A 20,966-nucleotide genomic window follows, 5' to 3' on the forward strand; every position below is an offset into this window, starting at 1 on the left:
CCTTGGTTGTTTGCCAGTTTTTTTGTCTCAATAAAAATCAGCCACTTGAATTTGGCGCAAATTCACCCAATAACATAATGACAAGCTAATATAATCTGGGAGAGCTGAATGTTTGCAGTGTTTTTACTTGTCACCGTTGCGGTAACTGCCATCGCGTTGATTATGACTAAGTCTCAACGCACTGAAAAGCGCAGGCAACAGCTTATGACAAGGCCTTTCCCTAAAGCATGGCGGCAAATCCTTAAGCGTCGCTTACCCTATTTTCATGCATTGCCCACAGATCTGCAGCTACAACTAAAAAAGTTAATCCAGATTTTTATTGATGAAAAACAATTTGTCGGCTGTGATGGCTTCAACATTACCGACGAAGTAAGAGTGACCATTGCCGCGCAAGCCTGCTTGTTATTACTCAATCGAAAAACCAATTTTTACCCCAAGTTAAAACAAATTTTAGTGTATCCCTATGCGTTTATTGTTGAGAAAAATAACACCGACTTTGCCGGCGTATCCTCTAATGAACGTAATGTGTTACTGGGAGAGTCCTGGGGTAATGGCAAGATCATCTTGTCGTGGAAAAGTACTTTGGACGGCGCTGCAGCGCCATTTGATGGTCAAAATGTGGTTATTCATGAGTTTGCTCATCAGCTAGATCAGGAAAACGGCAATGCCAATGGCGCACCGCCATTAAAAGAGTTCACCGATTATGCCACTTGGTCAGCAACACTCGGTCGTGAGTTTAAAGCGCTGCAATATTGTGCCCAGCATCAATTACCCTCGCTGTTTAACTACTATGGTGCGACCAATCCTGCTGAGTTTTTTGCCGTCATTAGTGAAACCTTTTTCGAGAAACCGTTAGCGTTTTACCAACAGCATCAATTGCTTTATAAAGAACTGAGTCAGTTTTATCAGCTAGACCCAATCAATTGGCATTAAGATCAGCATTGAGTCATTGATTTTCGCGGCTATCATTACCAGCCAGCATTTAGCAGACAAGGAATTTTCATGCACAAAGCCATCTTAAGATTATTATTAACCACTAGTTTATGTTTAATGTCTTCTTTACCCCTAGCAGCTCAAGAGGCACTCTCTGACGAGTCAAAGCAACAAGCTAATAGCATTCTCGACCAACTACACCAAAATGCCAGCCAGGCGAACTGGGACAGTTACTTTTCGCTATATCACCAGCAAGCGGTGTTTTTAGGCACTGATGCCACAGAGCGCTGGGATATGCAACAATTTGCCGGTTATGCCAGACCTACAGATGGTTGGCATTATGAAGTCAGCTCACGCCAGCTACTGCAGTTTGATAACACCATTGTTTTTGATGAATTACTTGAAAGCGCCAGTTATGGTCTATGTCGCGGTACAGGTGCACTACAATTAACTGATGATGGCTGGAAAATTATTCAATATCATTTAAGTATTGCAGTGCCTAACGACAATGCCAAAGCCGTGGCGCAGTTGATAGGCGCAAAGAAACAAGCTAAATAACCTCTATCGATAAGTTAATATTGATTAAAAACCTAAGCCAGCAACTTAGCTACGCTGGCTTTGCTTACTTGAGCGCTTAAGCCAAACAATCGATTAGTTTCTCAAGATATGAGTTTAACGAGCTATCAGTCAAAAAAGTCCATAAGCAAAAGAATACAGCAACAAAACTCCCCCCTATTAGTGTCTATGTTATTTACTCTAGCATTAGGTGCCTTCGATAATGACTCACTAATCCTTTAGCCGCTTTGGATTGATATTAATCAATAACATAACTAGAAGGTTTAACTGAATCAGCTGTGATTTCGCTATAAATTTTAAGCAAAAAAAAAACGGCTCATAAGAGCCGCAACACAAGCAAATGGTTGAAAACTTACTGGGTAGGAAGTAAAAATCCTCGCATTAAGAACGACAACTAGCTTGCGCTAAAATTCCAAATACTGGATAAAACCCGATGTAGCCTGTAGGTGAACTACATCGGGGGACATCAGCTGCATGGCAGCTAAACTGTTACAGAAGTGGTATTAAAACAGCTCTTCTTCGGTAAAGCCGGTCAATGCCCTCACTGAAGATTAACCGCCTTGAATACAGCTTGTCACTTGGTCAAAGTAACCTGTGCCCACTTCTTGTTGATGCGACACGAATCTATAACCTTTCTCAGCCGTTATAAATTAAACTTTTGTAATACGTCTACTGAATTTAAGCTGTTAATAACTCATAACCCGGTAGTGTTAAGAAATCGACCAACTCATCAGAGGTGGTAATTTCCTCAAACAGACTGGCCGCTTTAGTAAACTGACCACTGGTAAACCTTTGCTGCCCTAGCTCTTGCTCGACATTAATTAGCTCTTCAGCCAGCATGGTTTTGAATAAGTCTTTAGTGACTAACTTGCCATTAGAAAGTGACTTTTCATGTTGGATCCACTGCCAGATCGAGGTGCGTGAGATTTCTGCTGTAGCGGCATCTTCCATCAATCCGTAGATAGGAACGCAACCATTACCTTGGATCCACGCTTCGATATATTGCACTGCGATACGAATGTTTAAACGCATGCCCGCTTCGGTACGTTCACCATCACAAGGTGTCAGCAGCTCTTCGGCTAATATCGGTGCATCGACATCACGGGTAATGTGCAACTGGTTAGTTCCGGCGCCAATATAATCATTGAAAATCGCCATGGCGGTATCGGCTAAACCAGGGTGTGCCACCCAAGTACCGTCATGTCCATTACGCGCTTCAAGCTCTTTATCACCTTTTACTTTTTGCAAAATAATTTCATTTTCTTCGGCTGTTTTAGCCGGAATTAATGCTGCCATGCCGCCCATAGCTAATGCGCCACGCTTGTGACAGGTTTTAATCAGTAGACGTGAATAAGCACTTAAAAAAGGCGTATCCATAGTGACTGCTTGGCGATCTGGTAAAACACGGTCAGCATGTTTGTTCAAGGTTTTGATATAGCTGAAAATGTAATCCCAGCGGCCACAATTTAATGCCACAATATTTGAACGTAGTTCATATAAAATCTCGTCCATTTCGAATACTGCCGGCAGCGTTTCAATTAGGCAGGTACATTTTATTGTGCCTGGCTTTAAACAAAAACGTTCTTCAACGAATGCGAACACTTTTGCCCACCAGCGCGCTTCAACATGACTTTCAAGCTTAGGAAGATAAAAGTAAGGGCCGCTGCCATTAGCTAATAATTGATGGTAGTTGTGATAAAAATACATCGCGAAGTCGAACAGACCACCTGGAATAGACTCGCCCTTGAACTCAACGTGCTTTTCTTTAAGGTGTAATCCACGTACTCGACAGATAAGTACTGCAGGATCTTCATCTAAACTGTAATGTTTGCCTGTTGCCTCAGCAGTAAAGCTAATATCGCCTCGCACTGCATCACGTAAGTTAATTTGACCTTGAACGACTTTTTCCCAGCTTGGTGCTAGTGAGTCTTCAAAATCTGCCATGAATACTTTTACGTTGGCATTCAGCGCATTAATAATCATTTTGCGATCTACGGGGCCAGTAATTTCAACTCTACGGTCAGTAAGATCTTCAGGTATCCCTCTAATCGCCCACTCACCATCTCGAATAGCGCGGGTTTCAGGTAAGAAGCCAGGTAATTGACCATCATCAATGCGTTGCTGCTTTAATTTTCGCTGTGATAGCAACTCAGGAACTTCAGCAGCAAAAGCACCACATAAACTAGCCAATAATGACAGTGAGCCATCATTGAAGATAACCTCTTGGCCAGGGACTTCTGGGCCAATCAAAGCAAGCTCTGAGCTTGTTGGTAAATCAGTTTCAGCACTTGGCTGTGATTTAGCATATTTAGCCATTAGTTGTTCTGCTGTCATATTTAGCCCCTTGAGCAATAATTCGTTTTTAAAAGTTAAATGGTGGTCAGTAAGCGTATTTATCTGTACACCTCTATCAGTGTTTATAAACAGACAACTTACTTCCACATATCTAAAAACAAACCCTGCTACTTTTTAACCATCAAATGTTTGTTTCGTACTAAAACCTAACCAGAAACGTTTGCATTTGCAACAACCAAATAACATCCTCAACAAGCCAAACAGCAACCTAATAATTGGTAACACCAACAGCAAAAACACAACAAGACACTGATTTAAAACAGATAAAAATTAAAACAACATTTAATTGGTTTTAGTTGGTAACTTGTCCAACCAATTTACCAACAGCACAAAAAGGTAATTACACAAGTACTTTAATTACATGTCGCAAATAATTGTGTACAGCCTTAAGGCAGTTTTCTACTAAAGTAGAAATAGCATTTTGTTTTGAACATACCCTGAGGTAAAGCCATTAAAATAATTAAAATCATTGAGTTATAATATGCTTAATCACAACCAAATTTAAACAACTGTTTTAATTTGACGTTTACGTAAACAAAATAGGCTGTATAGAATATATACTCTAGACTGGTGGAGTTGTAACCGGATCAACATCACAAAAGTTATTGGTTTAGTCGAAAAAAAATGCATCTTTTTTTTATAAAAAGTTAAAAACAGTCACATTTTAAAGCATTTTTGCACTAAGGAAGGTCAAAGCTTGCAAATACAGAAGCCATATTGGTGCAGATAAAAACGCCCAAAGCAGGTAGCTATGATAAATAAACCACTTTATTTCGACCTTCAGATTTTGCTTTATATAAGGCTGTATCTGCACGGTTAATGATGGGATCAAGGCTTAGATCATCTGCCGTTATTTGGCTAACCCCAAAACTTGCGGTAATTGTAAATTGATGACCAGAAAAACGAGTATCAATCGACTCAATATCAAATCGTATTTTTTTCGCTAACTCAACTGCTAATTCAATTGTGGTAAAAGGCATAAAAATAGCAAACTCTTCACCACCCATTCGACTGACGATATCTGTACTACGGGTATTCGCCGTTATCACCTCAGCAACCTTTTTCAGTGCCCAATCCCCAGTGCCGTGGCCAAAGGTGTCGTTAATCTGTTTAAAAAAGTCTAAATCAATCACTATAACGCTATATTGTCCGCCACGGGCAAGCACTTGGACAAATTCATCTTCGGCTTTTTCTTCGCCAGTACCACGATTTAACAAGCCGGTGAGTAAATCAATTTGAGCTTGTTTACGAAATTGATTTCTTTGCATCCATGCGGTGGCAAGCAACAAACTCAAAAATGCTACCGTGCCCGTCAAGACGGTAGAAAACATAAACGAAGCGCTTTTTTCGTTATTCATAATGCTGCGCTCTTTCGCTAGCATTTCTTGATCTTGTGCCAGTTTATTTAACTGGCGAGTCTTTTCTGCATTATCGAATTTTGCAACTTGGTATGCCGTTTCTTTGACCTTTTTATCATTAACTAACAGCATCCCTATGGCATGGGCTTGCACATGATATTGATAAGCAACTTTAAATTGACCACGTTTACTGGCCACCATTGAAAGCACATTATAAGCACGCTGCTTAGCCTTATAATTATTAGGCTCGTTAGTCAGTTTATCGACCAATTCGGCATACTCAACCGCCTGTTGAAATTGTTGTAACTGAAAATAAACTTCACTTAAATAAGCGTAAATATTATTAATTTCTAACTCAAAATTAAACGGTTGATAAGCTGCTAACGCTTTAAGAAATAACACTTCTGCGGTTTGATAATGATGGTGTTCAAACTCAACTATAGCCTTGCCTTTAATGGCCATAGCTGCAATTAACGGGAAATTATTTTGCTGACAATAATCTTGGGTATCTGCAAATAATTGTAATTGTTCTAGATAAGGGATTTGGTTCAATGATAATTGCGCGGCAGATGTCAGTACCATGGCATAGCAATGGGATTTGCTATCTTGGCCTTTATTTAACATAAAAACAATCTTCGAAAGCCTAAGTACCTCGTCATATTTATCTAAATCTAGATAGGTATTCATTAGCCTGACATAGGAACTGATTTTAATCGAGTTATCTTGAAAGCTGTCAATGCGTGCTAGGCTTTTCTCCAGTAGGCTAAAAGCATCTTCATAGCGCTTTAAAGGAATACTAGCAGAAATTTTATAAGCATAAATATTCGTTAATTGCTCATCGTTCGGGTTGAGTAATAGAGCCTTATCTAAAGTCTGTAAGGCACTTTCATATTTTCCGGCAAGAATAAGCCGTACCGACTCAAAAATATAAAGCCTTATTTTTTGCGCTCGACTTAGACTATCAAACAAACCAAACAGTTCATTAATGCTGGCGCTAGAGGTATCAATATCTTTAAGTATTGATACATCTAGCAGATCTAATTTTTGGTCAATATCGTCAGCGCTGACGTCATCGGCACTCACTGCTGCGCAGAAAATGAATAACGTGGAGCAAAGTAACCGATTAAGCGCTTTTAGCATGAGGTTAAAATTACGATAAGTGATGGACGAGTAAAATTGATTTCAGTTCAACATCACCCACCAAGGATTTAACTTGCGCCATATCCCCTGACATCACAGCGTCAATGTCTTTATCTGATAAACCATTGGCCTGCATAACGCCGCGAGGATCTTTCTTATAAGTCTCTAACAACTTGGCATCTGAGCTTAATTGAGTAAAAAACTCGGTTAAATTTGACATGTTATTTCCTTATTTGTCTTCAAGGTTGTTATCACTATTGATTAGTACAGCTATCAAGCGCGGTTATTGTCCACAATAACCCGTATTCTGTTAACCAATATCATTGGCATTAATCCCTAATTTTTTCATCATCAGCTGATTTAACTTCAGCGGCATTGAAGGTGGGATTAATAAAGTACTGATCATACTTAACGGCGCAAACGGCAAATCCTTTAAAGGAATTTGGTCAATTCTTGGAGATTGAATTGGCAAGTTTGCCGCTTCATATATAATAACTTGGTGATCAAGTGGGTACCATTGGCTTAAGTGATCAACCAAAATCTCCAAGCGGTGTTGATCAGTACTAAACTCGGTCAAAGTATGCTCACCAGCCAAAGCGATTTGCCATAATAGCAAGTAAGTCGCAGGATCTGGATGATGCTGGTAAAGCATAAATTGTGTTGCTTCAAAGCTTTGATGACCATTAGAGCCGGGGTCAATGCCTAAATCTGCCCACAAACATGCTTCAGCGGAAATACCCGGCAGCATATTCGCCTCATAGCCTTCGTTAACCGCTTGCTTAATGGCTAAATGAGATACACAAGAAAATACCCCAGGGTGACCATATAAGGCTACCACCACCAGCTTATCCTGACGAACTTGCTGCAAAATCGCCTCAACCATCTCAGCATAGCTGTCGCGGCGATTCTTCACTTCACCCTCTTGAGCATAATGGCACTGTAATGAGATATGATTGCCATTTAAGCTTTCAAGCCAACGGTTAGCAAAACCATCGGGCACAATAGAAAATACAATATCTGCATTCTCAATATAACTTTGACTTAATTTACTGATATGGCCGGCAAGTTGCAGTCCCGTCCCTACAAAAACTAAACGTCCAGTCTCACCCGGTTCAACTCTTGTTAATGACATTGTGCTCAATTTTTTTCAAAAAAAGGTTAAGAGTTTTCTGCACTAAATGCCCTAGCATTACCATGGCGGCACACGGCATTTAAAAATAACTCCAGTTACTATCAAACTTATATAAATAGCAGCGCTATTACCACCTCTTTTAAACATTTGCACAACATATTTAGCGCCAATAAAATCATCATTGGTCAAATTTGGGGAACTAACTGAGTCACTAATGAGTCATAACCGTCATTGAAGTAGTAATGAAGTATCAATAGCCACTTGTCAGCATAGGGAAGCCTTGGGTATGATGGCGTCAGATTTTTAGGAAATAGCGCAGACAATGATAAATAAAAAACAAAGTCTTACCCTTTTAGGCGCCGTTGCGCTTTCTGTATCACTAAGTGCATGTAGCGTTTTTGACTACTTAATTTACAAGCCAGATATACCGCAAGGTAACTACATGGAGTTACAGCAAGTTGAAAAACTGCGTATCGACATGACTAAAGAGCAGGCTGAATACATCTTAGGTCGCCCAGTGTTGCGTGATAGTTTCGCAGACAATATTTGGTATTACGTTTATCACTTTAAAAGTGGCCGTAACGCTAAAGTGACTCATAAAGAACTTATTTTATACTTTGATGGCGACTTACTCACCAAAGTTGAAGGCGACTATGAACTCAGTGATGACTTTAATACGCCTTTAAACGAAGGGGCATTGCCAACAGTGTCAGCCCCAGTTGTTGCACCATTACTACCTGAGCAAGAACCTAAAGCGATGAGGGGCGATATTCACCCACTTGTTGAAGAAGAGCGCTTAGAAACTGAAAATGATGTACCGCAGCAAGATGAGCAGTAATGAAAAACAGATTTAAGCAATAAAAATAAAAACGGAGAGAATGTTTCATTCTCTCCGTTTTTATTTATGTAATAGCAGTAATACATGACCGCTTTTAGTTCAAATCAGTTAACTTTTGCACCCGTTATCTTATTGCTGCGGCCTTCTTCTTTGGCTTTTTCAGCACGCTTGCGACGCACATCTTTAGGATCTGCAATTAATGGCCGATATATTTCTATTCGTTGACCGGACACCAATACTTCATCATGCTTGACCTGACGGCTAAACACCCCTAGCTTCACCTTGGCTAAATCAATTTCTGGAAAAAAGCTGACAATATTGCTTTGCTTTACCGCCTCAATAAATGTGGTGCCAGGCAGCACATTCACGCTAATAATTTTTTGCTGAGTCGGTAGCGCATAAATCACATCCACCGCAAATGTTTCAACATCATTTGTCATTGTAAATCACCTTGGCTCTTTCAGTGAATGCCGTCACCATTGAATTCATCAGATCTTTAAACACTTTGCCAAAGGCCAAATCAGCTAATGGATTTGAAAAATCGAAATTTAAATCAAATTCAACTTTACAGGCATCGTCCGTTAACTCGGTAAAGCGCCATAAACCGTCTAAATGTTTAAAAGGGCCATTCTCAAGCCTTAACTCAATCGTTTTACCTGGCACCACTTGGTTACGAGTGGTGAAGGTTTTACGGATCCCAGCTTTAGAGACATCAACCGACGCCACCATAGTTTGTCCATCAAACTCCAGCACTTTCCCACCCACACAGCCGGGTAAAAATGCATGATATGACTCCACATCATTAACCAGATCATACATCTGCATTGCACTAAATCGAACCAGTACACTTTTTGAAATTTTTGGCATGAAAAACAACACTCATATTAACAATGAGTCGATTTTAACATGCTCCCAAGAAAACGCATCCATTACAGCTTGATGAATGTACTCGCATCTTTAAGCCGTTTGGGTATAATCCACAGATTAGTTTTCTCTCTCCCCCATCTCTGCCACACGTCAACGAGTAAGCAGAGTTTTTAAATGGGATAACAGCGGGTATCACACGCGATTATGGTAAAAAAGAATTCAAAAAAATCAAAGAATCCGCCCGCTACGATTACACGTAATAAGCGCGCCACCTTTGAATTTAAAATCGAAGAAAAAGTCGAAGCCGGTTTAGAGCTTCAAGGCTGGGAAGTAAAATCTTTGCGTATGGGTAAAGTGACCCTCGCAGATTGCTACGTTTTTATTAAAAACGGTGAAGCCTTTATGCATGGCTGTACCATTCAGCCACTTAACACTGCAACCACCCATGTAGTTTGCGACCCAGTGCGTACTAAAAAGCTGTTATTAAAGCGCAGTGAAATTGATAAACTTGAAGGCTTAATTGAGCGTCAAGGCTACACCTTAGTGCCATTGTCACTTTACTGGCGCAAAAGCGCTTGGGTAAAGGTGGAAATAGGACTCGGTAAAGGTAAAAAAGATCACGATAAACGCCAAGACACTAAAGAACGTGAGTGGAAAGTTGAACAATCTCGAGTAATGAAGAAGTCGAGACTGGACGGATAATGAACAAACGATTGTAACTGTGGTCAAATACATTAGGTATTTTAGTATTTACCCGATACAATCAACAAACTTTGGGGGCGATTCTGGATTCGACAGGATTCACGAAACCCTGGGAGCATGTCGAGGGGCGGTTGGCCTCGTAAAAAGCCGCACTGTTATAGTTGCTAACGACTCTAACTACTCTCTAGCAGCTTAGGCTAGCTAGCCATCTTACCCACGTCTCTCAAATGGGCAGGGATTCAAGATGGTCATATTACATTTGATAGCGAGGGAACTCCGTCCGAGGGTGAACCGCGAAATAGTATCGGACTCGCCAATTGCAATCCTGTCTTTCGGAGTGTACTTGGTTAACCAAAAGAGAGACTAAACATGTAGCGCCTTGGATGTAGGCTTTCTGGACGCGGGTTCAAATCCCGCCGCCTCCACCAAATTCTAAAAGGGCTTAACCGCAAGGTTAAGCCCTTTTTCTTTGGCTAGTTCAAACAACTTTTATCAATCCCAATCAATAACTTTCTCGATTCCAATGAGACGGTGGCAACTGAACTGCCGGCCATAAAAAACCTGCACTTGGCAGGTTTTTATCAAACTCAATTAAAAAGCGATTTAGTTTTGCTTTCTAACAAACTTTGATTTGAGCATCATTTGGCCGTGACCATCAACTTTACAGTCAATATCATGGTCAGCATCAACAAAACGTTTGATAACCGCTTTAGTACCAACTTTAAGCACTAATGAAGAACCTTTTACTTTAAGGTCTTTAATCAGCGTCACTTTGTCTTCTTCTGCAAGTAGGTTACCTACTGCATCTTTTAGGATGATTGCATCTGGATCAACGATTTCTTCGTTTGGGTTCCATTCATGAGCACATTCTGGACAAACTAGTTGTGAGCCATCTTCGTATACGTAGGCTGATTCACATTTTGGACATGGTGGGATATTGCTCATGGTGAGTTCTCTTTAAATGAATGATTGTCTGCCTTTAAGTGGCTTAAATAGCACTTTTATTGCAGAAACAGATAGCGGTTATTATACGCAAAATAAGCTATATCTGCTAGACAGCTTATTTGCTGAGCTTCACAAATTAGCACCTTGATGTGAGACTGAACTGGCCAAGGTGTTATTTTTCATACAAGTGTGTTAAACATGTTACATCAGTTATTTTAAGCCCAAACTCTGGCCTCATAAGGGCTTGCGATCATTGGTGATTTTTCCGAACACTGTTTAAGGCATTTTTTATACTGCTATTTGTTGACCTCTGTGAAATTGCAGCTCATATTGCTTACCAAAGGCTAAGTTATATAGTCATCTGTAGTTACTTTTTTAAGATACAAGGTCGTGTCTGTGAGTATAGTTGCTCATTATTTACATAAATGGAAAATGAGGCTGGGCATTTTGGTTGCACTAGTCTGTTTGTGGCCGATTCAAACTTGGCTAATTAATGCAATGACTACAGATGCGTTAAGCCCTTATCGCATCACGCTAACCTTGCCGCTCTCTGACGCCCTCAATCAAGATTATGGTCTTAGCCCTGATGCTAAAGTGAATAAGGTTTTTGTCAGTGGCAGTTTTTCTGACTGGTATAGTGACGACCCTTATTATCAAATGCAGCAAGTCTCTGCTAACCAGTGGCAATATGATCTTTCCATTCATCCCGGTGACATTGAATATAAACTGGTGCTGCATCTCGATGGACAGCCGACACCGATTTGGATTTTAGACCCGAATACCCCTAACACAGCCAGTAACCCTTGGGGTGATACCAACTCTGTGTTACACGTGTTTGACTGGCCCAAGATTGCCACCACAGTGCAGCTATTTACTCTATCGATTGTGGGGGCATTTTTACTATTTTGTGTATTAGAGCCTTTTTTATATTGGTTACTGCATTTAAAAATGCCCTTTCACCGTAAACTGATGATCAGCAACATGTTGATCCTTATTTGTGTACAAGTGGTGTTTTTTGGCTATCAACTGCATCAAAGCCGCCAATTGATAAAGCTTTCGGTTAGTGACACCTTGCATAACATGCACTTGCTGCTAGCCAGTGAACAAATTGATTTTGACAACATAGCAAGCCAGCAACAACAAATCTCAGCGACCATTGAGCGTTTTTTTTCTCAAGCGACTACCCGCATCGATAAAAAACAAAACAGCTTATTTCAAATTACCTTGTCTGATTTTGCGGTGCTGGATAAAAACGGCCAATTAGTCAGTTTGCATCACCGCCGTCAGAATGAAACCATCCAACAAGATAGAGCCTCAAAACTTGGCTTTGCTAGCTCTGAAGATTACTTTATGAAGGGCTTATGGGCGCAATTAATTCCCAAGGCACAACAACAAGCGCTTACTGGGCAATTACAGGTAAAAAAACGCCCACGTAATATGCGTAAAATAGAAACCGCCCGTACCCAACAAGCTGAATGGGTACTAGGTTTTAGCCAGTTGATGCAGCCTATTGTCTACCGAGGTCAATTAAAAGGCTTTTATGGTGCGTCGATTCAAGTAAAGCTTTATGGCACTGAACTATTAAATATACTGTTTTTTCAGTTGTTGCTTTTGCTGGGGCTGATTGCTGTCGCTAGCTGGTTGTTTATGCGCGTCGGTAAAATTGTCACCAAAGACATTCTAATACTGACCAGTTGGACCCAAAGAATCGTTAAGGGTAATTTAAACCAAAAACTTTACATAAATAGCCAAGATGAAATTCAACAACTGGCCGAAGACTTCGAATTAATGCGTCAGTCCTTGGTCACCAGCTTTAATAAAATTGAGCAGCAAAATACTAATCTGTATACCGAGGCTTATTTTAATAATCTTACAGGCTTGCCTAACCGCAAAAAGCTTTACGCAGATTTAGCAGGCAAAACTGCGCACTCTTTAATTGCCTTTAACATTAATCAGTTTGGCCAAATAAATGATTTTTACGGGGTAAAAACTGGCGATGCGACTATCAAAGTTATTGCCAAGCGGATCGTCGCTGCCGCTAGTCAGCACACGGTTTACAAAACCGGCGCTAACGAGTTTGTCGTCACCCTTAGCAATCAAGTTGAAGATCTGCACTTACAACAACTAGCAGAAGCCATTATTGATGATGTCACTCAACATGCCATCACCATAGATGGCAACGAGGTATATGTTAACCTCAGCGCCGGTGGAGCCCACTGTATTGATAGTAATTACTCACAACTGCATCAACATGCTGATTTAGCCAGAAGAATTGCCCTTAAACAGTTTCAGCGTTATCAGCTGTTTTCTTTATCAATGGTCAACCCACAAGCTTTTGAACACAACATGCAGCAAAGCCGTATGTTGGCGCTGGCAATACAAAATGATGCCGTAGTGCCCTTTGTACAATTAATCCAGCCACTGGATGGCAATAGCGCCCCGAAATTTGAATGTTTAATGCGAATAAAACAAGCTGATGGCGATTATTTAACGCCTGCAATGTTTATGAAAACCGCCGTGCAATCGCGTATTTACCCACTATTGATGCAGAGTATGCTAACAAAATCTTTTGCATTATTTCATCTACAGCCCTACGAGTTTTCAGTCAATATCTCTATCGATGATATTGCCCTACCTGAACAAGTGAATCAGCTGCTTAATTTACTGAAGCAATACTCTGGGGTGGCGCAAAGATTAACCTTTGAATTACTTGAAAGTGATGAGATCACCAACTACCAATTAGTAAAAGACTTCATTGCAAAAGTAAAACCTTTTGGCTGTAAAATAGCCATTGATGACTTTGGAGCTGGTTATTCTAACTTTAGTCATTTACTCAGCTTAGATGTGGATATCATTAAGATTGATGGCTCGCTTATCCGTCACCTAGATCATGATAAAAAAGCCCAACATTTAGTTGAAACCGTATCTGAGTTTGCTCGCAAAATGCATATTCAAACCGTGGCTGAATTTGTGGATTCTGACAAGGTGCTAAATATGGTCAAGCACTACCAAATTGATTACGCCCAAGGCTATTTACTGGGTAAACCCCAGCCAACAATTGAGGCAGCATTAGGCTTACCGCGCCCAGTAAAAAAACAGCTGACAAATAGCGTTATTGAGCCAGTATTTAGTTAACCCTCAGCACTATCTGCAAGCACTAATCACTAATCACTAAGGAGTTAGGAGTTAGGAGTTAGAAGTAAGTGCTAATCACTAACAAAAAATACCGCTACTCAGTTGCGGTATGTTGTCACTCACCAAGCCGGCTCAATCAGCGATGAGCTGTGTTTTTATGAGTCTGGTTGCAATTAAACTCGCTCAGACAACATGGCATCAGATTAGTGTGAAACACAAAACCGTGGCCATTAAATAAAACTAGGGCGACTAAATATAGTCGCCCTAGTTTTATTTAATGATGTTAGTTGCTGTTTGATTATAAAAAATTAGTTAGTTACCAATCATTTTTTGTTGAGAATAAACTCGCTCGCCCAAGGTGTTAAGCACTGTGCACTCACCATCAAGCACGGCAATAATCGACTTACCCTCTCGAAACTCATCGGGCAATATTACCCTTCCAGCGGCACTGACATGCAACCCTTTCAGTACAGTGTTATTCATAGATAGACCTGCCGGAGCATCATAAAATAATACCGTTACTGTCGCTTTATTATCTTTATCAACTGTGGCTAACGGCTGCGTTACTTCTGTCATAAGTTCACTCTCATCCTTATAAAGCGGCTAACATGACTATTAGTTCCCTTATGATAAGTCTAGTCATGAATTATTGATTTATCGAGAAACTGAACAACATATTACTTACAAAGGTATTGTTAATTTGACCTAGCTCACTGCTTAATGATGATTTTGTTCAAAAATTAGGGGGAATTTTAATATCTACAGCGGTCATTTTTGTGCTGCTGGCAAGAAAATGAGCAAAAACCAGTAAAATTAACATTGAAACAGATACAGCCCCTAAACAGTTGCGATAATTTTTGCTAGAATCATCGACAATTTTTCGATATAAGACTGAGATTAAGATGGGAAGAGCATACCAAAACCGCAAAGAATCTATGGCTAAAACCGCTGGCCAAAAAACGCGTTTATACTCGCGCTACGGTAAAGAGATATATGTTTCAGCTAAAAATGGTGGTGTTGATCCTGACGGTAACTTAGCATTACGCAGCTTAATTGCACGAGCGAAAAAAGACCAAGTACCGACTCATGTTATCGAACGTGCCATTGAAAAAGCCAAAGGCGGTGGCGGTGAAGATTATGATACCGCGCGTTATGAAGGTTTTGGCCCTGGTGGATGTTCAGTCATCGTAGATTGCTTAACTGACAATGTGAAACGTACTTTCACTGAAGTGCGTCAAGCTTTCGTTAAAAATGATGCTAAGTTAGGTGGACCTGGTACTGTTGCTCACAGTTTTGACCACCAAGCCGTATTTGTATTTCCTGGTGATGACGATGAAGCCGTTTTAGAATTGCTGATGATGGCTGATGTGGACGTGACTGATGTTGAGTTAGAAGATGGCATGATCAGCGTTTTCTCACCAATCACTGAATACAATAAAGTCCGTGTGGCATTAACTGAAGATAATGCAGACATCGAATTTGAAGTTGAACATATCACATTTGTACCTCAGGCCATGACCGAAGTGACCGGTGAAGATGTTGAAACCTTCGATAAATTTATTGCTGCTTTAGAAGACTGTGATGACGTACAAAACGTTTATCACAATGCTGAGATTAACGACTAACAGCAACAGCTCTTACGCCAGCCCTAAAGCGGATGAGCCCAATAAAAACGCAGTCAATAGACTGCGTTTTTTATGGCTTACCTTTGTAGCTAAAATAAGGGCAAGTCGCTTATTTTAATTCCATTTCTTGAACTTTTTCATAAGCTATTTCAGGTGCTGTAACCTCGGGCTTCTGATGTAAATCTGCTTTTAATTGTCCTTTTCGATGCTTGAGTGCGGCATCAAGTTTTTTACCTGCTTGGGTAAGTGCTGGGTACATAACGGGATCTGACGCTTTGGCAGCGATTCGGCTACCTTCATAGTTCGTGGTAATTTCTACTTCAAACTCGCCGTGCTCTTTTGAAATAATAATATCGAGTGATATTAGCGTTGGGAAATGACTGGCTATTTTAGTGAATTTTTGATTGACGTGTTCTTTTACAGTATCAGTAACATCGACATGGTGACCCGAAAGATTTATTTTCATAGATAAATATCCTTTAATAATATAGCGACGCTATATACTTCACTTTCTTTAAGCAATTTTATTCTTACACCAGTATATTTGAGGACTTGTGTCCTAGAACTCAAGGGAAGTTGGATAAATTTTTGTTAACATTACAAAAATTTCTCACTACCCCCTCATACTAGTGTTAATTATTTTGTTTGCAGCGATTCATTTGTCTTACAACTTCAGTATAGACATAAAATTAAAACAAAATCTGCAACTTTTGTCGTGTTTGCACTTTATTTGTGCATTTAGCTGTTTTTTAAGAAAATTAACCTTCAAAATAGTTTAAAAATCAGCCAAAAAAGCTAAATTAAGGCACAGTTCAAGCGTCCATGGCCTCAAGTTAATCTATGACTAAAAGTGATAATTCACGCTTTACACTCACTTTTAAGCACTGGAGTGGATTTCATAAAAAACCCAGCATAAGCTGGGTTTTGTTATATCGGTCATTTGAGATAAGTTTATCGTTAAAGTCAGTTAACTTTGGTTACCGACAAGGTGGGAGAGCTCGCACTGGGGCCAGTTACCGTAAATCGATATGTGCCAGCATCTGCAGCATTAAAATTCATATTAGCCCCTTTGGATGCCAATGACTTCATTTCACCTTCTAACACCGTTTCTTCGCCAGCAATAGCACCAAAATCAACAGTAGACCAATCTGCAGTAGCAATCTTAAATTCATGATTGCCCGCCTCTAAAGCGATATCAACATGGTAAACCGAAGAACCTTGGTAAGTTAGTGCATCAACTTCACCCCAGCCATTCATTCCGCCACGAATATACACAGTATTAGTGCCAAACATTTCTGTTTTATTGACAGTTAGCATTGGCTCTAAACGATTACTCATATTAAAAGTAAAAGTGTACATTTCTTCAGTTTCAAAGTTGAGACTCATATTCGTCCCTGCAACCGCTAACGCTTTGGCAGTATCTAAGGTCACTGCACCATTATCATCTAAACTGCCGTAATCAACTGTAGACCAATCACTTGAGGCAACTTTAAATTCATGGTTTGCTGCTGATACCAATATTTCTGCTTGGTAAATACTGCCACCCATGTAAACCAATTCATTGGTTTCGCCCCAACCATTCATGCCGCCACGAACATAAACACTAGTGCCAACGAAAGGCTCTTCGTTGTATACGGTTAGCACTGGGTTATCTTTATCTGCTGCATTAAGTGAGAACACATAAGTCCCATCAAGTGTTGCGGTAAAGCTTAAATTTGCGCCCGCTCTAGCAAGTGGCTCAGCTACGTCTTCATCAACTCCCGCTTCGGCATCTGACACGCCGCCAAAGTCCACAGTGCTCCAATCACTGGATGCCACTTTAAAGTCATAGCCACCCGCGGCTAAAGTAATTGCAACGCGATATTCACCACTACCAATATAGGTAAAGCTATCCACTTCACCCCAGCCATTCATGCCACCACGAACAAATACTTCAGTGCTGCCATATGGCACAACATCTGGCGCACCCGCTGTAGCATTAGCACTTAAACCTGCACCTTGTGTATCACCTTGGTTTTTCACAAACACTGCTGTGGTATAAGCCGGTACAGTAAACGTGCCCTCTTCAGTCCCCTCACTAAAGTTGGCACTTTGCACTGTGGTGTCAATCGACATAGATAAACTTGGATGCAAACTAAACCCAGATGCAGTCGGCACTGTATGAGACTGCTCACTTTCACTGCCGTTGATCATCACCACCATGGCATCAACTGAAGGGTCTATATCAGTTAAATCAGCACCATCATCAATACTCATCACAATTACGCCCTGAGTTTGATTCTTGCCAATATTATGGAAACCAACACGGTCAATAATGTCTTGCTCAGTCGTTAAACGCAGTAGTGGGCTCGTTTTACGTATAGATAAAAACTCATTAAAGACGTTAGAAGCAAACTCAATTTCAGACATAGAGGCAGCTGAATTAGGATTACCCGCAAGCGCAATAATTTGCTCCATTTTGGCAGCATTATCTTGCTCTAACGGTAAGCCGACATTCCAGTTATTACTGCCTTTAGTAAAGTCGACCCAGTTAAACCAATCGCCGGAATCATAAGTATTTCGGTCTAATGATTTCGAGCGCAACATGTCGCCACCCATTTGTAAAAATGGAATACCTTGGCTCATTAATGGAATCGTAGCAGCAATATTTTGCACTCGTACGCGGCTATCTAACGATAAACCAATATCATTTGAATACTGTAAAATATCCCATAAGGTTTCGTTATCATGCTTTGATACATAGTTAATACTGTCTGCAGGATCTAAGGTGTAAGCTGTTGGCTGTGAGTTCCAGCTAAAGCTACTCCCTGTGGCAGTATTGCCGTTAAAGTCTTTTAAGACGTAGTTTTGTAAGTTACCTGCCATTGATAAGCGCAGCGTATCTTGGTCACGCAAATAATCATCTTTTTGCTCAGAAGCAAATAAAGCCCCCCCTCGAACGGCCTCACGAATACGGTCATTAAAGGTACCGACTTCACTGCCTGCCATATTGGCTTGAGTGGCCTGTTCAAACAATCGATTATCGGCGACTTCACCAAAGTTCCAACCTTCACCATAGAAGTAGTTATCAGCATCAACCGCTTGAACGGCATCACGGGCAGCTAAAATACTGCTCTTAGGCATATGACCCATCACGTCGAATCGGAAACCATCAAAACCATATTGCTCAGCTAAAATCACCATTGAATCAGAGACAAACTTATCCATCATTCGATGTTCAGTGGCGGTATTATCACAACAGGTGGATGATTCAATGTTACCGCTAATTTCGTTATAACGGTGGTAATAACCTGGCACGACTTTATCGAGCACTGAGTTATCCCAAAGCCCAGATGAACTGGTATGGTTATACACCACATCTAACACGACTCTTAGCCCTAACTCATGTAAAGCTAAGTTCATTTCACGTAACTCTCTAACTCGAGCAATGCCATCGGCATCGCTAGCATAACTGCCTTCTGGGGCAATAAAATGCTGAGGGTCATACCCCCAGTTAAAGCTGTCATAGCCGCGCATAGCTTCAACTAATGCTTGGGCATCTTTTGAGCCTGGTAATGCTCCTTCTAGGATTGATTCAATTGTGGCTGATTTATCTTGGGTAACACAGGCATCTGCACTGTCTTCAATCTTGTCACACAAGGTGCCTAAAGTGTCTGTGATATCAACTCGCTCTGCCGGATCTTCATTAACAGTAGCGATATCATTGACAGGCAATAAATGAAAATGAGTCACGCCACTTTCAGCTAATTTACGTAGATGCTCAACAGGTGCACTACCCGCTTCAGTAAAGGCTAAATACTTACCTCGGTTTTCTGCGCTAGTGCTTTCATCGCGAGCACTAAAATCACGAACATGACCTTCGTAAATCACGATATCTTCAGGATTGGCAACCGTCATGACTTCGTGGTCATCCCAACCATCAGGTTTTAAGTCATCATCACTTAAGTTAATAAATTGACTATAGCGGCCATTGGTTGACACATTCAGAGAATAAGGGTCCGTTGATTCAAGTGTTTCAATGGCTTTAGTTACAGGATGGAAAACAATGAGTTCGTAACGGTAATACATTCTGTCTAAGCTCATATCACCGCTAAATGACCAAATCCCCGTTTCAGCATCTAAGGTCATCGACTCAGTACGGGTTAAGTTTTTAGCTGCATCATAAACTTTCAAATTCACTGTTTGAGCTGTTGGTGCCCAGACTTTCGCCATGATGTTACTGCCATCATAGATTATGCCTAAGTCAGCTTCATCAGCATCATTCTCACCAGCGGTGTACAGTGCATCAAGTACTTTAGCGGCTTGAACATGAGTTGCTGCAACAGGTTTGTCGTCGCCATCATAAGCCACCATAACCAACTGATTTTTAGCAATAGACTTAGCTTCTTCTGTAGTAAAATTCGCTTCATAAGCAGGCCAATCCGCTAAATGCGGTACTAAGGCTTTTTGCGCATCAGTTAGCTCACTGCTCATAACTTCAACTTGTGTGCCACTGATATTGCCATCATTGTCAGCTGCAATTCCTGCACTATCAGAATGATGAATAACAAATTTTGCTATGCCGTCCGCTGACTGATTCCATACAAAAGTATTTTGATCGAGCCAATGAGCACTAGCACCATCAATTGAAAAGCCAGTATCTAACACAGGATAAGCATAAATATCGCCAATCCCATCAATGGTAAAGTTTGTGCGATCGAACATGGCTTCTGGTGCGTCTCCGTCTTCAAAGGCAATTAAGCTCATGCTTAAATCGCCCGAAGCAATGGCCTTATCATCACCATCATGAATAATGAAATTAGCACATTCTCCATAGCCTTCTTTTAATTCTAAAACCCAATAAGCGCCGTAGACTTCATCAACCCCAGTAAAACGATGTCCATTGGCCCAGTCCGTGCTGTCAAATGGCGGAGCATAAGCGTCACATTTGTCGTTATTCCAAGTGTGTAATTTATATGCTGAATACTTTGGATTTGACTCAGTGTTATTTTTATCTTGCTTGCGGTGGTAATAAAGTACCGCTTGATTTGCCCCCGCTAACACACTAGGCAAAGGCAAGTTAGGGTTTAAGCCCACTTCACACGTTTCATTGTTTGCATCAGGAAAAGTCGGTGCAGGACAACTTAATGGCGGCGGTGGAACACACGCAGTGCCCTCGGCATTCGGTACATTGGGCACATTACAGGTTAGCAGTACTTCACCGGACTCTACTGAGTCACCACCACAACCATACAGAGCAGTTAACGATAAAGTCACTGCGGATAATTTTATTATTCTATAAAGGCTCATCATGAGTCACTTCTCCCTGTTAAATTCGATACTGGGCATTTGGTTGAGCTAAGTTTCTTAACGGCGTCATC

The 20,966-nt window shown here is 40.8% G+C and carries 16 protein-coding genes and 1 other RNA gene; 7 read left to right on the forward strand and 10 right to left on the reverse strand.

Going from position 1 to position 20,966, the window contains the following annotated elements; all coding sequences use genetic code 11:
- Positions 1–108: 108 nt before the first annotated feature.
- Both Q4591_RS13360 and Q4591_RS13365 read left to right on the forward strand, forming a co-directional pair.
- Complete coding sequence (locus Q4591_RS13360; RefSeq protein WP_102477205.1) at positions 109–933, forward strand: zinc-dependent peptidase; 825 nt, start codon at positions 109–111, stop codon at positions 931–933.
- Positions 934–1,002: 69 nt separating this feature from the next.
- A complete protein-coding gene (locus tag Q4591_RS13365) occupies positions 1,003–1,491 on the forward strand; it encodes a nuclear transport factor 2 family protein (RefSeq protein WP_102440600.1) in 489 nt (162 codons plus the stop codon).
- A gap of 696 nt (positions 1,492–2,187) precedes the next feature.
- Here the strand turns inward: Q4591_RS13365 and aceB are convergent.
- From aceB to Q4591_RS13385, 4 genes are all read right to left on the reverse strand, one after another.
- The gene (aceB, locus tag Q4591_RS13370; RefSeq protein WP_102440609.1) at positions 2,188–3,825 is read right to left on the reverse strand and encodes a malate synthase A; all 1,638 of its coding nucleotides are present in this window, start codon (positions 3,823–3,825) and stop codon (positions 2,188–2,190) included.
- Between the two features lie 788 nt (positions 3,826–4,613).
- On the reverse strand, positions 4,614–6,305 hold the full coding sequence (locus Q4591_RS13375; protein WP_303461443.1) for a GGDEF domain-containing protein: 1,692 nt from the start codon (positions 6,303–6,305) through the stop codon (positions 4,614–4,616).
- A gap of 67 nt (positions 6,306–6,372) precedes the next feature.
- Complete coding sequence (locus Q4591_RS13380) at positions 6,373–6,582, reverse strand: hypothetical protein (protein ID WP_102440602.1); 210 nt, start codon at positions 6,580–6,582, stop codon at positions 6,373–6,375.
- Between the two features lie 90 nt (positions 6,583–6,672).
- On the reverse strand, positions 6,673–7,494 hold the full coding sequence (locus Q4591_RS13385; RefSeq protein ID WP_102520548.1) for an SAM-dependent methyltransferase: 822 nt from the start codon (positions 7,492–7,494) through the stop codon (positions 6,673–6,675).
- A gap of 322 nt (positions 7,495–7,816) precedes the next feature.
- Between Q4591_RS13385 and Q4591_RS13390 the strand changes: the two genes are divergently transcribed.
- Positions 7,817–8,332, forward strand: a complete 516-nt coding sequence (locus Q4591_RS13390) for an outer membrane protein assembly factor BamE (RefSeq protein ID WP_102440603.1) — start codon at positions 7,817–7,819, stop codon at positions 8,330–8,332.
- Positions 8,333–8,436: 104 nt separating this feature from the next.
- Here the strand turns inward: Q4591_RS13390 and Q4591_RS13395 are convergent, their stop codons facing one another.
- Complete coding sequence (locus Q4591_RS13395) at positions 8,437–8,772, reverse strand: RnfH family protein (protein WP_102440492.1); 336 nt, start codon at positions 8,770–8,772, stop codon at positions 8,437–8,439.
- On the reverse strand, positions 8,762–9,199 hold the full coding sequence (locus Q4591_RS13400; protein ID WP_102440491.1) for a type II toxin-antitoxin system RatA family toxin: 438 nt from the start codon (positions 9,197–9,199) through the stop codon (positions 8,762–8,764). The genes Q4591_RS13395 and Q4591_RS13400 overlap by 11 nt, the downstream gene beginning before the upstream one ends.
- A gap of 204 nt (positions 9,200–9,403) precedes the next feature.
- Here Q4591_RS13400 and smpB point away from each other — a divergent pair, with 204 nt between their 5' ends.
- On the forward strand, positions 9,404–9,901 hold the full coding sequence (smpB, locus tag Q4591_RS13405; protein WP_076542647.1) for an SsrA-binding protein SmpB: 498 nt from the start codon (positions 9,404–9,406) through the stop codon (positions 9,899–9,901).
- Between the two features lie 73 nt (positions 9,902–9,974).
- Positions 9,975–10,329: a transfer-messenger RNA gene (gene ssrA / locus Q4591_RS13410) on the forward strand.
- 175 nt (positions 10,330–10,504) lie between these two features.
- Here the strand turns inward: ssrA and Q4591_RS13415 are convergent.
- Complete coding sequence (locus Q4591_RS13415; protein ID WP_076542642.1) at positions 10,505–10,846, reverse strand: zinc ribbon domain-containing protein YjdM; 342 nt, start codon at positions 10,844–10,846, stop codon at positions 10,505–10,507.
- Between the two features lie 396 nt (positions 10,847–11,242).
- On the opposite strand from Q4591_RS13415, the gene Q4591_RS13420 reads away from it, so the two are divergent.
- Complete coding sequence (locus Q4591_RS13420; RefSeq protein ID WP_133126442.1) at positions 11,243–13,981, forward strand: EAL domain-containing protein; 2,739 nt, start codon at positions 11,243–11,245, stop codon at positions 13,979–13,981.
- Between the two features lie 312 nt (positions 13,982–14,293).
- Here Q4591_RS13420 and Q4591_RS13425 read toward each other — a convergent pair whose 3' ends face one another.
- Complete coding sequence (locus Q4591_RS13425) at positions 14,294–14,557, reverse strand: TIGR02922 family protein (protein ID WP_102438134.1); 264 nt, start codon at positions 14,555–14,557, stop codon at positions 14,294–14,296.
- A gap of 326 nt (positions 14,558–14,883) precedes the next feature.
- Here Q4591_RS13425 and Q4591_RS13430 point away from each other — a divergent pair, with 326 nt between their 5' ends.
- Positions 14,884–15,606 (forward strand): YebC/PmpR family DNA-binding transcriptional regulator, encoded by a 723-nt coding sequence (locus tag Q4591_RS13430; protein ID WP_102438132.1) that lies wholly within the window; start codon positions 14,884–14,886, stop codon positions 15,604–15,606.
- 109 nt (positions 15,607–15,715) lie between these two features.
- Here Q4591_RS13430 and raiA read toward each other — a convergent pair whose 3' ends face one another.
- Positions 15,716–16,072 (reverse strand): ribosome-associated translation inhibitor RaiA, encoded by a 357-nt coding sequence (raiA, locus tag Q4591_RS13435; protein WP_102477203.1) that lies wholly within the window; start codon positions 16,070–16,072, stop codon positions 15,716–15,718.
- A 497-nt stretch (positions 16,073–16,569) separates the two neighbouring features.
- Complete coding sequence (gene pulA / locus Q4591_RS13440; protein WP_303461447.1) at positions 16,570–20,898, reverse strand: pullulanase-type alpha-1,6-glucosidase; 4,329 nt, start codon at positions 20,896–20,898, stop codon at positions 16,570–16,572.
- Positions 20,899–20,966: the final 68 nt, after the last annotated feature.

It is taken from the genome of Shewanella sp. 3_MG-2023, from assembly GCF_030548765.1.
GTDB lineage: Bacteria > Pseudomonadota > Gammaproteobacteria > Enterobacterales > Shewanellaceae > Shewanella.

Excerpts from the sequence above, each read along its gene's own strand:
- Q4591_RS13360 (WP_102477205.1), top strand. The coding sequence starts at position 109 with ATGTTTGCAGTGTTTTTACTTGTCACCGTTGCGGTAACTGCCATCGCG.
- Q4591_RS13365 (WP_102440600.1), top strand. The coding sequence starts at position 1,003 with ATGCACAAAGCCATCTTAAGATTATTATTAACCACTAGTTTATGTTTA.
- aceB (WP_102440609.1), bottom strand. The coding sequence starts at position 3,825 with ATGGCTAAATATGCTAAATCACAGCCAAGTGCTGAAACTGATTTACCA.
- Q4591_RS13380 (WP_102440602.1), bottom strand. The coding sequence starts at position 6,582 with ATGTCAAATTTAACCGAGTTTTTTACTCAATTAAGCTCAGATGCCAAG.
- Q4591_RS13385 (WP_102520548.1), bottom strand. The coding sequence starts at position 7,494 with ATGTCATTAACAAGAGTTGAACCGGGTGAGACTGGACGTTTAGTTTTT.
- Q4591_RS13390 (WP_102440603.1), top strand. The coding sequence starts at position 7,817 with ATGATAAATAAAAAACAAAGTCTTACCCTTTTAGGCGCCGTTGCGCTT.
- Q4591_RS13395 (WP_102440492.1), bottom strand. The coding sequence starts at position 8,772 with ATGACAAATGATGTTGAAACATTTGCGGTGGATGTGATTTATGCGCTA.
- Q4591_RS13400 (WP_102440491.1), bottom strand. The coding sequence starts at position 9,199 with ATGCCAAAAATTTCAAAAAGTGTACTGGTTCGATTTAGTGCAATGCAG.
- smpB (WP_076542647.1), top strand. The coding sequence starts at position 9,404 with ATGGTAAAAAAGAATTCAAAAAAATCAAAGAATCCGCCCGCTACGATT.
- Q4591_RS13415 (WP_076542642.1), bottom strand. The coding sequence starts at position 10,846 with ATGAGCAATATCCCACCATGTCCAAAATGTGAATCAGCCTACGTATAC.
- Q4591_RS13425 (WP_102438134.1), bottom strand. The coding sequence starts at position 14,557 with ATGACAGAAGTAACGCAGCCGTTAGCCACAGTTGATAAAGATAATAAA.
- Q4591_RS13430 (WP_102438132.1), top strand. The coding sequence starts at position 14,884 with ATGGGAAGAGCATACCAAAACCGCAAAGAATCTATGGCTAAAACCGCT.
- raiA (WP_102477203.1), bottom strand. The coding sequence starts at position 16,072 with ATGAAAATAAATCTTTCGGGTCACCATGTCGATGTTACTGATACTGTA.
- pulA (WP_303461447.1), bottom strand. The coding sequence starts at position 20,898 with ATGATGAGCCTTTATAGAATAATAAAATTATCCGCAGTGACTTTATCG.